10 protein-coding genes are annotated in these 11,773 nt (G+C 63.1%); 9 read left to right on the top strand and 1 reads right to left on the bottom strand.

What is annotated here, in order from left to right:
- Nucleotide 1 precedes the first annotated feature (1 nt).
- A complete protein-coding gene (locus tag OKA04_RS12310; protein WP_264501468.1) occupies nucleotides 2-271 on the top strand; it encodes a hypothetical protein in 270 nt (89 codons plus the stop codon).
- Nucleotides 272-1,825: 1,554 nt separating this feature from the next.
- Here OKA04_RS12310 and OKA04_RS12305 read toward each other — a convergent pair.
- Nucleotides 1,826-2,182 (bottom strand): hypothetical protein, encoded by a 357-nt coding sequence (locus tag OKA04_RS12305; protein ID WP_264501467.1) that lies wholly within the window; start codon nucleotides 2,180-2,182, stop codon nucleotides 1,826-1,828.
- Between the two features lie 19 nt (nucleotides 2,183-2,201).
- Between OKA04_RS12305 and OKA04_RS12300 the strand changes: the two genes are divergently transcribed.
- The 8 genes from OKA04_RS12300 to OKA04_RS12265 all read left to right on the top strand — a co-directional run bounded on the left by OKA04_RS12300 (nucleotide 2,202) and on the right by OKA04_RS12265 (nucleotide 11,311).
- Nucleotides 2,202-3,305 (top strand): hypothetical protein, encoded by a 1,104-nt coding sequence (locus OKA04_RS12300; protein WP_264501466.1) that lies wholly within the window; start codon nucleotides 2,202-2,204, stop codon nucleotides 3,303-3,305.
- A gap of 46 nt (nucleotides 3,306-3,351) precedes the next feature.
- A complete protein-coding gene (locus tag OKA04_RS12295) occupies nucleotides 3,352-4,875 on the top strand; it encodes a hypothetical protein (RefSeq protein ID WP_264501465.1) in 1,524 nt (507 codons plus the stop codon).
- Between the two features lie 91 nt (nucleotides 4,876-4,966).
- Nucleotides 4,967-5,638 carry a hypothetical protein gene (locus OKA04_RS12290; protein WP_264501464.1) on the top strand — a complete coding sequence of 224 codons (672 nt, stop codon included), beginning with the start codon at nucleotides 4,967-4,969 and terminating at the stop codon, nucleotides 5,636-5,638.
- Between the two features lie 7 nt (nucleotides 5,639-5,645).
- Nucleotides 5,646-6,575, top strand: coding sequence for a hypothetical protein (locus tag OKA04_RS12285; protein WP_264501463.1), 930 nt, complete (start codon nucleotides 5,646-5,648; stop codon nucleotides 6,573-6,575).
- Between the two features lie 3 nt (nucleotides 6,576-6,578).
- A complete protein-coding gene (locus OKA04_RS12280) occupies nucleotides 6,579-10,013 on the top strand; it encodes an Ig-like domain-containing protein (RefSeq protein ID WP_264501462.1) in 3,435 nt (1,144 codons plus the stop codon).
- Complete coding sequence (locus OKA04_RS12275) at nucleotides 10,010-10,318, top strand: hypothetical protein (protein ID WP_264501461.1); 309 nt, start codon at nucleotides 10,010-10,012, stop codon at nucleotides 10,316-10,318. The genes OKA04_RS12280 and OKA04_RS12275 overlap by 4 nt, the downstream gene beginning before the upstream one ends.
- Nucleotides 10,315-10,992 carry a hypothetical protein gene (locus tag OKA04_RS12270; protein WP_264501460.1) on the top strand — a complete coding sequence of 226 codons (678 nt, stop codon included), beginning with the start codon at nucleotides 10,315-10,317 and terminating at the stop codon, nucleotides 10,990-10,992. Before OKA04_RS12275 ends, OKA04_RS12270 begins: the two co-directional genes overlap by 4 nt.
- A gap of 127 nt (nucleotides 10,993-11,119) precedes the next feature.
- The gene (locus tag OKA04_RS12265) at nucleotides 11,120-11,311 is read left to right on the top strand and encodes a hypothetical protein (protein ID WP_264501459.1); all 192 of its coding nucleotides are present in this window, start codon (nucleotides 11,120-11,122) and stop codon (nucleotides 11,309-11,311) included.
- Nucleotides 11,312-11,773: the final 462 nt, after the last annotated feature.

Here is an 11,773-nt window from a genome sequence, read left to right as displayed (position 1 = left end):
GATGGAAGTTCCTCTTGGATGGTTTCTCGGCACCATTGCCGCCCTGTGCGGCTGCATCTGCACGCTGGCGAGCGTGATCTTCAGCTCGCTTAATTCTCGGATTACCTCGCAGTCGCGGGTGATCACGGATCAGGCGGTTCAGATGGAGGCGATGCGGAAGGACATCGAACGCTTGTCCGGCGGTTGCGGAGTCGCCACGTGCCTGTGGGTCCATAGACGGCCATCGATCATTCTTCCTCCGACAACCACGCCGCCTTCGCAGGAAGTCTGACCGCTGTCGCTTGGGGTCCCGCTCAGTCAGTTTCGGTGGGATCCGCGAACCACGGGCAAGTGAGTGTCGATGACGACAATCTTTCGGTCACGAGGGTTGAAGTCGGGACGAATCGCGTCAGCTTTTCCCACACATTCAAGGTCGTAGATCTGGGAATAGATGAGGTGCTGCCACCTCTCGATCGGCTCGATTACCCAAGCGACCACCATGTAGCTGAGATTCGGTCGACATTGGCCAAGGAGGTAGAGATCCGCGACGAGCTTCTCGCGTCTGTAGACAAAGGAGCATCGCATCCTCTTCAGGATGCACGAGCGAATCTGGTCGAGGCAAGCGATCTGGCGCATAAGGCACGTGGGAAAGCGGACCGGCCAAAGGCGGGTTGGCAAAGCGGTTGCCAAAGGAGCCCGCATCAGTGGTAGACGCGAAGAGGTTCACTCTTGAAGTGGATCGCCCCAAGCGCCAGATAAAACTTTCTCCGGGCCGGGCACACCACCGGTCGAACCTCAAAAGATTCAGACATCCTACGCGGCCACAACCAGCGTGAAGGTGCGCCCATAGGCATCTCGCCTCAGCAATCCCCTCTCGACCAAGGTCGCCAGGCGTTTTGAGACCATGGTCCGGGTCGAAGGCGGTATTGGAGTCCTTCGACCGGGCCCATTCCCGCATTTCGGAGGATGTCCGTGCAGTTCCCGATAGATCAGCTCCGGCCAGCACTTTCCGCCGTGTCGCGCGGCAAGCTCGAGGATCGCGCGCTGCTGGATGCTCAGTCGAGACCGGTTCACTGCAGTGTTGGAGCGGGCAAGCGCCGGGATTTGATCTAATTGATCCGCGATCTCCTTGCGATGATCGAGGGACGATGTTCTTTGTAACGCCCCCCCAAAGACACCGGTATGGGTGTGTGCCAGACCGGAGGTGCCCTCTCCGGGTGATGGAGAGGGCACCCATGGCTGAGTCGATCTCTCGTCCCCCCGGATGGAGAGATCGACGGGTTGCTCAGAATGGGTCGTCGGGGAGGACGGCTCAATTCTGAAGCTGATGCTGGATTCGTCGCGACGGTGGTCTCTCAAGCCCCCCGGCTTCCACCGGCCGCAAGGAAAACAGCGCCGGTTACTTTACATGGAAATCAAGGTCGTCAAAGTATTTTTACGTAGAGGCCCGGTCGCCTCGAAAGCCTAGGGAAGCCAGAGCAGAAATTCCATGCGACTTGCTGGTTGTCCTTCCGCAAAAGAAAAGCGCGCCTTCTACCTCTCAGAAGAAGGCGCGCCTCTCAGTATGCTGTCTGTTTGTGCCCCTTCGTATCGCCATACAACGGGGGCAACTCATCCTAATCCCCGGGGGGGACCGCGCCAACGAAATCGCAAATGGTTAGAGGAGTCGCAGTGGAACCTGCTCTGAGGGAAGGAAGCCCCCGCGGGTCGCCGCCGCGGGGGCTCGTTGTCGGCACCCGGCCAGTCCAACCGGATGTGCTCATGACTCTGGGGAAGCGGCAGTCGTATCCGTTTTTGCCTCCCCCTTGGAGGAGAGAGTTTCGAAGGATACCTTCGGAAAAACCTATCAGAAGAGTTCGGAGAGATCCGGGTCGTCGATGATCTCCGAGCGAATTGCTGGCCAAGCTTCAACGGCTTTCGCAACGAATCGCTTTGCGGTCTCGATTCTCTTCACCCTCAAGGACACGACGACAAGGAGATGGTAGGCCCGCGCCGCGCCCTCGCGATCACTCTCCTCGCCTTGGGCTAGCAGGTCAGCCAAGGTCTCGACCATCATCCAGCGCTCGAATCCAAGAGCGCATTGCAGCCGCAGCCGGATAACGGCTGGCATGGTCTTTTGAGCGGGCTCCAAGTCCTCCAGTGCGTCCCACGCATCGTGGAAAAGGCCCAGCTCGATATATCCCTCTGCTGCCTCAATGCTCATCTGTCCGTAACGGCGGACCTTGAGCAGTTGCGCCCGTTACGCCACCGAAAAATGCCGGGCACGATCCGCGGCGATGTCAGACCAAAACGAGAACGGGACGAGCGAACAGCCGCCCGTGATTGATACCGCCACTCCCGCGAGCGAACAGCAGCCGGTTGGCGAATCCGCATCCCCATTTGATGGAGCTTCTTTGGACGAACTGTTCGACGCGATCGACGCAGTTCCGCAGGAGGCCTCCCAAGATGCCGAACCCGCTGCACCCGCCGAAGCCGAGCCGGAAGCTGCACCTGCAGCTGCTGCCGAAGCTGAAGCAGAACCGGAGCAAGCGCCGACGGCCGATCCCGAGAAGAACTTCCGCCGACGCCTATCCTTGAACGGAGTCGATCCGGATGCAGCCCAACAGACTGCCGCCGCCGTCGAACTCATTCGCCAGGGCAAGGCCACTGACATTTTCGAGGCCGTCGCCCTACTGAAGGGTAACACCGCGGACCCGTCGAACGCAGCGCCGGTGGAAGATCAGCAGCCCACTCCACAGCTCGAAGCCACTCCTTCGAAGGTCAGCGAGATTCAAAGCCGGATCGAGGATCTCCGCGAACAGCGGGACCAAGCCGACGATGATTTCGACCGGGCCCAAGTCCGAAAGCTCACGAGGGAAATCGAATCCCTCGGCCTCGACCTCGTCCGCGCCGAATACGCGGAAAAGGAAGCGGCGGTTACGGCCAAGGACCAGGCAGCCGCAGCCTCCGTCTACAGCCAGAGGTTTGAAGCTGCCGTCGAAGAGGTGGAAGCCGCGTATCCCGAGCAGACGGCGGACGACAACTCCGCCTTCAACCGCATCCTCGACGACCGCGTCACCGCGGCCCGCTCGAAGGGCGACCCACGCTTGAAGGATCCGAACTACATCAAGGCGATGGCCGATGAAGTGGCCAGCGATCTCGGAATCACCAAGGGAGCACCCGCGAAACCACCTGCCACACCTGCCCCGGCAAAGCCATCACGGCCTGTCGGCTCAAACCTGGCACCAGGGCACCAGACGACCGTCCGCCCGACAAAGGAGCAGATCACGAAGGGGATCGATGACCTCAACGCCGACGAACTGCAGCGCCTCGCAGACATGCTGTGACATGCAGCCGTCGGGATCACCAAACCACCTCCACTGACCCCTATCCATGGCTTACAATAGCGATTCGAATGTCAAAATCCTCTCCGAATACATCGCGGAGGATCCCAAACTGAAGGGAGAGGTCTTCTCCAAGACGCTGCACATGGCGGCGACCCAGCAGAACGCCTTTGCCGGTTTCACGTCCAAATACACCGGTGGCGCGAGCCTAATGGGAGTGCGCTCCATCTTCGTCGAGAACTCCGACCTCAGCGGCGGCGGGGCGGACAAGGTGAACTTCACGGTTGTCGGCACGCCCGGTGGTCCCGGTGCGAAAGGCTCGCAGGAGCTGACCGGCCGCACCTCCACCTCGATCATGAAGACGTGGGACGTGGCTATCGGCCTCTACCGCGACGGCTTCGAGCTGACCAAGGAGGAACTCCACCTCATGACCACGGGAGGCAAGCTGACGAGCACGCTGCTGAAGCTCCTCGGCAAGAAGATGGGCATCAACCGTCAGAACGACATGATGATGCGCCTTCGAAAGGCGGTCGACGGCAACCTCTACCGCGTGAACAACCGCGCGAGCGACAACGACCTCCTCGCCACCGACACGCTCAGCCTCGACCTCTGCAGCGCTGCCCGTTCCCGCTTGGGCCGTCTCGGCGGCCTGCCGATGCAGGTGAAGCGTTCGGGTACCGGCAGCGCGATCGACGGATACCTCATCTTCGGCGGCCGCACTGCGATGCTGCCGATCCGCAACGACGACGGCTTCCAGCTCGCGCTCGCCAATGGCCACGCTCGCGGCGAGATGAACGCGAACTTCACCGGCGAACTCATCGACTGGCAGGGCATGCCCTTCTTCGAGATGCGCGAGACAGATGAGGCGTGGGACGACTACACCGGCGGCGCGATGAGCCCGACGGGCATCAACAACGTGGCGTTCAGCATCGCGAGCGCGGCAGCCGACTGCAAGCTGGTCACCAACCCGGCGAACCTGCTGTCGCAATATTGGCAGTTCTTCTACGGCCACGCGTTCAAGTTCTTCATCACCGACAACCCGGCGGCGGACCCCACCGAATACTACGCGTGGGCATGCAATCCGGACGGGTCGCGCTGCTTCATCGCCTATACCGGCAGCGGCAACAATGGCAACCAGATCGTCATCACGAAGATCCTCGCCACCACCGCCGGCACATCGACGAAGGGCGCGAAGATCGTGGGTCAGCTCAACCTCGGCACCACGCCCACGGTTGCGGCCAACGTGATCACACCGGATGCCGACAGCAACCTCCCTGCTGGCTACGTCTACAAGGACCAGGTGCAGGCCGGTGCCTACATCATCCAGGCGAACGCCCGCGGCGTGTGCCTCGGTGAGTCCTACGTCTTCGGCGCGATGGCTGCCTGCTTCGCCTACGGTGGCATCCGCAATGCGCTGATCGAGCAGGAGCGTGACTACGGCCACATCCAAGGCCGTGGCTACGAGGAGTTCTTCGGCACCGGCGTGACGAAGAACCCGCGCGGCAAGCCGGTCAGCTACCTGCTCGTCCGCCATGCGATCGAGCACGAAGGCTTCCCCTGCCCGTCGATCTGACGAGGCCGGGCTCGGAACCCACTGGGGGCGGCGGTCGCGCATCTACCGCCGCCCCCTTTTCCTTTCCCAGATGCGGCCCTGATTCATCTCCATGAACCTGCCCCAAATCGTCACCGCCGCGGACCTCATCCGCTTTGCGGCTCCCAATGAAACCCACGCCGTGCGCCTGGTCATCCGCCAGATCAATAATCCGGGGATCTACACCCTCCGCGGTCTCTCGAGGCGCTACCTCGCGACGCGTGACAACGAGATAGGGGCGCACGTCATCGACGTTCCCGTCTCGGTGTGGATGGCGGGCGTCCCCAAGGGAGTCTACGCGAAGAACACGTCGATTGCTCAGGACGTGCTGGGCACGCGCAACGCGTTGAAGACACCCCTCATGATCCTCGTGGTCCCGTGGAAACACGCGCAGCCCCCGGCGCAGACTTCGGGCACCCCATCGAGCTTGGAGACCTTCAAGCGCCTCGCCGAACTGACCGGCGCGCCGGAGATCATCATGTCCGCCATCTCGCTTCTCTCTTCCGGCGCTTCCACGGACGAGATCGAAGCCACGTTGAAAGGTCAGATTGCGGCCATCGAGGGCGAGCTGAGCAACCAGCCTGCCACCACCCAGCGGGGGCCGGAAGCTGATGCCGCATCGAAGCCGGCAGCCAAGGCAGCGATGAGCAATGCCGAGCGGCAGAAGCAATACCGCGACCGGAAGAAGCTTGAGAAAGCAAAAGCCGCGAAGCCCGCGAGCAAGAAGGCGAAGTCGAAAGCCTGATCCTGTCATGACCATCAATGCCATTGCCGCGCAGCTCCTCACCCGCTTCGCCTGGGAAGAGCGCCAGATTCCGGACCACGCCGACTACCCGGGAAGGAATGCGGCGGTGGCACTGGCGATGAATGCCGCGCTCCAAGAGCTTTTCGGTGCGGGATCGCCATGGGTCCGCTACGACGAGAAGGGCGCACTGCTGCGGGCTCCGGCGCGAGTGACGATCACCGTCACGCATGGAAGCTCGGCTGCAACCATCACCACCGGATGGGAAGCATGGATGGCGGGCTGCGCGATCGTGATCGACGGAAGCGCCTTCGATAACCAGATCCGCAACGACGCTGCTGCCGTGATGCTGAAGGTGCCGCACGACGGGCCCACCGGCAGCACCTTGGCCACGGTGTTTCAGGACTGCGTCACGCTGGACGCCGACGTGATGGAGGTTTGCGAGCCGGTGAAGGCGAATCGCCGGGAACTGGGAAACCTCGTGGCCAGCGAATACCCGACGCTCCCGCCGCGGGATGATGACTTCGGTCTCCATCGACACCATCAGGCTGACCCGCCGCCTCCGCGGGTCGCACAGCGGATCGGCCAGCCGATTGGCTACACGGTGGACACCTGGATGAAGGACGCGACGTCGGGGCCGCGGCAGCGCCTCAAAATCCAACCGGCACCGGCGGTCGACGGCGTGCTTGAGTATCGCGCCATGCTGGCACCTCCGGTCGTCGTCGACAGCCTAGCAAGCAACGCGGCCCTTCCGATCCCGCTGCAGTTCGTCCAGACCCTTTTCTATCCCATCGCCCTCAAGCGGCTCAGCTCTTCCGCCTTCTACCTTCCCGGAAATTCCGAAGTGTCGGTCGATGACGACTACCAGAGCGCGTTGAAGCTGCTGGCTTCCCTCAATCCGCGGAAGAGCGCCGGCGCGCGGTTCACCTCGACCTACTGACCCATGGCCGACGACGCCTTCACACCGCGCACGACGGTGGATGACTCCCAGTTCCAGGGGATCATCAACATCTACACGACAAAGCGGGCGGTCTCGGTGCAGACGCCGCTTCCGGCCATCGGTGCGCCCGTCGGTCCCGAGTGGGGACAGTTCAGCGGGCACCTCATCATCGCCAGAGGCTCGTCACCCCGTGGGAACAATCACAAGGAAGTGTGGATCCAGCACCTTCCGGCACCGGCGACTTTCGCAGCTCAGGACAGCTACAACTTCAGCAAGTCCGGCGGCGATACGGTAAGCCGCTTCTACGTGATGAAGCGGGCCGACTATCTGGCCAGCGGATATGCGGGCACGATTCCCGCGGCAGGAACCCCCGACACGCTCTTCCCGCCCTTCAAATTTGCCACCGAGACCGTGTCGAAGATCGGCAGCGACCCGAATTCCATTCTCGTGGCCGTCGAGCGGATCTTCATTCTCTCACCGAAGATCGAGCCCTTCTATGACGACGAACTCGATGCGAGCGTGACGCGCACGACCGAGGTTGTCCCCCGTGGCAGCGTGGCAGACAGCTCAGGCGGCGGAGTGACGGTCGAGGGTGTCAGCGGCAGCGAGCACCACGACTTGAAAATCACCACGCGGCTCGCTGGTGATTACTCCGCCCCGCGGCAGCTCGTCTCCATCCCGGCGGATGCAAACTACCCCTTCCCCGCCCTGCTCCGCGGAATCAACTTGGTGGCAGCGTGGGCATGGGCGAACTCGCCGGAGGCCGCACCCGCCTACGATGAGGCCTACTACTTCGCCTATGACATCGTGAAGCCATCCGGCGGTCCCTACGAGGCACGGATCCTGAGATTCCTCACGACGACGCCCGACGCACTCCGGCTACTGTATCCGATCCAGAAGATCGTGACGGTGAACGAAACCATAGGCATCAGCCGGGCGTGGGCAAATGCTTCCGACCGTGGAAACTCGGCATTCGCGGAGGCGCGGCAGCTCGATATCCCGGAGACGATTCACGGCGAGCTCCACATTGAGAACGGCGACACTATCAGCGTCGGCCAGAGCACAAACACGCTGGCGGCCACTCCCGGCTTCTCCGCCTTCGCCGGATCGAGCTCGATGATCATCGGCTACACGCCTCGGAAGACCCGATACGGCCTCTACCTGATCGAGATCGAGGAAATCAACACGACGGGCGTCTACAACGGGCAGACGATCCCACTCGGGCAGACGGCCCCGGATGGCTACACTGGAGACACCGGCGCGAACGACCCGCCGCCGGCCGCCGGTCGCCCGCTGCTGCCGACTGCCGACATTTCCGCGGACAACCGGACGATCAGCGGGACGACGAGCCCCTACGCCGAAGTCAGCGCCCGCGAAGGGTTGACAATCATCGGTCGCGGCATGAGCGACGGCTCCGGGGCCTACTCGATGAAGCTGGACGTGACCCACAACGACCCGGTCGTGCTTAGCGTCATCGCGCGCCGCGGGGGCATTCCTTCGCAGGTCACGCCAGTCACCACCAACGACCTCGCGCCCCTCGCGCCGACTGCCACCATTTCTGCGGACCTCACCACCCTCACCGGCACCTCGAAGCCCGGAGCGAGGATCTCGATTCTGGTGAACGCCGTGGCACAGGTGGAAACGGTCACCATTCCAGCAAACCGGCCCCAGATTCTCACGCTGGCCTTCGCGGGCACGATCACGACGAGCGACGACGCGCTCGTCGATTTCACTTCGGCGCTCGTCTCGGTCACGGGCGTGATGGTGCCGCTCACCGCGGGGATGGCCGCGGGCGAGATGGCTACCGCTGCTCAATGGGCGCTGGAGGGTACCGCGGCGAATGCTCACTGGATCTTCTCCACGGCTGGCGGGAACCTTCTGGCGACAGCGCGTGTGACGGCCGCGAACGACGGCACCGCCGGAATGAATCTGACCGACCCGAACAGCACTGGCGTCACGCCTGCGACATCGACCATCACCACGGCGGGAAACTCTCCGGTGAGCATCACCGCCGCCGGTACCGCAAGGGCGACGATCACGAGCGGGGTCGCCAGTTGGAGCCCGCTGCAGGTGGACTTCGCCGTGGGTTTCGGCGACACCGCATCCACCGTGGCGGAGAAGGCTGTAGCGGGCATCCTGCTCTCGCAGGCGAACAACGACTATCTCCCCGGCAGCGCGGGGAACCAGGTCACACTCACGGCGCGCGCGGTCGCACCGAATGATGCGTCGCTGGCAATCTCGATCACGAACGGCACCTGCCAAGGCCTCATCCCCTCACCGGCGAGCGCGAACACGACTCCCGGCGTCGGAGCGTCCACGGTGGTGGCGAACTCCGCGGGAAACTTCGCCTTTGCCTTCAGCACGGCGCTGTCACCCGGCGACGAGGTATCCGTCACAGCCACCGATGCCGGCGGGACGTCACCAGCGACGGTCGTCGAGGCCTCGAGCACGCCACCCACGCTCACCAGTGCAGCCTTCACCACCTCGGTGCTCATCGAGGGCGTGGCGACGCCGGGCGCGCGGGTGAATGCCTACCTCGGAAACACGCTGCTGGCATACGACACCGCCGACGGCGGCGGGAACTATGGCATCCCCCTCCTGCCCGGCCTGATCCGCGGTGAGTCCGTCCGCGTGGTGGCGACAAGTCCGGTGAACGCGGCGATCCGCTCGAACTCGATCACGATCACGGCTCCGGTAATCCCGCTGGCGATGCCTACCTTTACCCAGGCCAGCATCGGCTACGTCGGCACGCTTCCCGCCGGTGCGACCACGATCGCCATCTACCCGGAGAACGATCCGGATGACGAGACCTTGGCCACCGTCCACCCGAACGGGAACTTCGTCTTCACTCTTCCCTCCGACCTTGGGGAGAATGGCGAGCGCTGGGCGGTGGTCGCCCGGTATCCCGCGGGAGACTCCGATCCGGTGTGGTTCTACGCCCCGACGATCGACCTCGGACCGTTGCACATCGAGCTTCTGTTCTCGTCGAGCCGTCCGGGTGGAGCTGGCACTCCCCAGCACATCAACTTCTACCACTTCGTCTGGATCCGCGAAATGCGGCCGGGAATGGTCCTCACCCTGTCTTTCCCCGGCAGCGCGCAGGCCGACATCGTCGTCAACGGTGCCGACTTCCTCGACATGACGATCCCCGGCCACACGCAGCCGACGTGGCCATTCAACGTGGTGGCGCCGGTTCCGCGATTCGGGGCGTACATCCCGATCCACGGCACGGCGACGATCATCCCCGGAGTGAACGGTCCGATCCCCCTCCCGCTCGTCACCGCGACACTCGCGCTGCCAGACGGGCGGATCTACACGGCCGCCTTCGACCGAGGGCTCGACACGAACGCGCACTGGAACGGGACGAAGTGGAACATCCTCTACGAACTGCCGCTCGACGCGGCAGCCACGTGGACGTGGAAGAGCACCTATCCATGATCCCTGAGAGCAAGCAACAGACCGAGCGGCGGGAAGCAGTCCGAACCTTCTTTGAGACCAAGACCCTCCGCGATTCCTCGGTGGGCAGGCCGCGCCCCGCTCCCGCTCCGCGTCCGACGGTGCAGCCGCAGCAGGGCAGCAAGACGGTGAATCAGGCGATCGGCAAGGAGGGCAAGATCATCTTCCAGGACTGTGACGGGGCTGAGGTCGGTCGGCTGGAATGGGACCGCCGTAAGATCCTAACGGAAGGTGAGCAGGTGATTCGGACCGGCTGCGACGACGACAACAGCAGCAGCCCGATATGACCGAGGTGGTCATCGTTCAGGATGTGACGGGGCATCCCCTCCGCGTTCAGGCCCTGCAGGACGCCCACGAGCGCGTGATCGCCGTCTCCCTGCCGGAGTGCCACCAACGGCACGCCCGCCCTTTTCGGGTTCCGGGCAACTGGCTTTCCGCGGACACGTCGGTTCCATTCACGAAGCGTTGCTGGGTGCGGGCGGCATGGGTGGGGCTCGCCGCCGTGCGGGATCTCGCAGTCGATGCCGACGCCTACTGGTTCATCGAGAGCGATTGCGTGGCCTCGCAGGAGCGATGGAAGGCGCTGTTCGCCGATCAACGAGGGAATCCCGCCGACTGCGTGAGCAACCCGATACGCGAGCGGGCTGCCACGTTGCAGAATCCCTGGTGGAGCCATCGCGGCACCCCGGACTGGGCATCGTGCTTCTTCGTGCCGGCCTGCTTCAGGCTCTCCCGCCGGGCTGTACTCGAGGCAATCCGATGCGCGGAGGAGACGCGGGAGTGCTTCTCCGAGATCGCTCTCCCCTCGGTGCTGCGGCGGGCCGGGATGACGATGGAGAGCGCAAATCGCCGGAAGACCCATTGGAACGCCCAGACATTCAAGACGGTGCCGGAGAAGGTGATTGTGAATCCCCTGCTGCTGAACCACCCGGTGAAGGTGGACAGCTACGGGCCGACTTGACGCGACCGTCACGGACTGACCACGTGAACACATGCGCTAGCTCCCCCTACCGATGCCTTCTGAGCCAGCGAGGCAACCTGCAACCGAAGATCTTGCTCTCACCGTCCAACCCCGCTGATATGGCCGGATGAACGAGGCGGAGCTACGCGCATTCATCGAACTGCTGATCACAGAGCAGCATTGTTCCCCCGGCGACTGCGCCATCGCACAGAATTCGAAGGCAGAATACCTACGCCGGAAGATTGCCGAGTCCGGACTGGATCAAGTGGTTCAGCAGGACCTGCTGGACCGCGTAATAGCCGAATTCGCTCCCGACTGACCGAGATGCACGTTCCTTGCAGACCGCCTGCAAGTCTGCTAATCCGTCGAAATGAACGACTCCCCCTGCCAGCAGCCATCCCCAAAAGAATGCAGGGTCGGTGATTGGCTTTGTGCCGCTGACCAACACACCCCGCCACTCGATGGAATGTCTCTTCCTGCGAACGGAGCTCCACCCGTCAATCCAGTGAGCAGCGAGGGCTACGAGTTCCAACTCCAGATCTTCCACGCTTCGGAGAAGCTTGGAGAGCACCGATGGGTCCGCATCCGCTGAACCTTGGTGAATTTCCAAATCCCACCGCAAATCTGCGGTTTTGACCGCGGCTTTTCCGAACTCCCGGTCCGGTCGCCTGCATAGTTTTCCAGTCTCGTAACCCTCTGATGCTCGACGCTGTTTGCCGCTGCCCAGGTTAATTTCCGGCTTTCCAATCCCTGGAGCCTTGAACCTGCTCGCCAGCGCTTC

It is taken from the genome of Luteolibacter flavescens, assembly GCF_025950085.1.
Classification (GTDB): domain Bacteria; phylum Verrucomicrobiota; class Verrucomicrobiia; order Verrucomicrobiales; family Akkermansiaceae; genus Haloferula; species Haloferula flavescens.
Note: the sequence above shows the minus strand (reverse complement) of the source record. Positions and strands in the feature narration are given on the sequence as shown.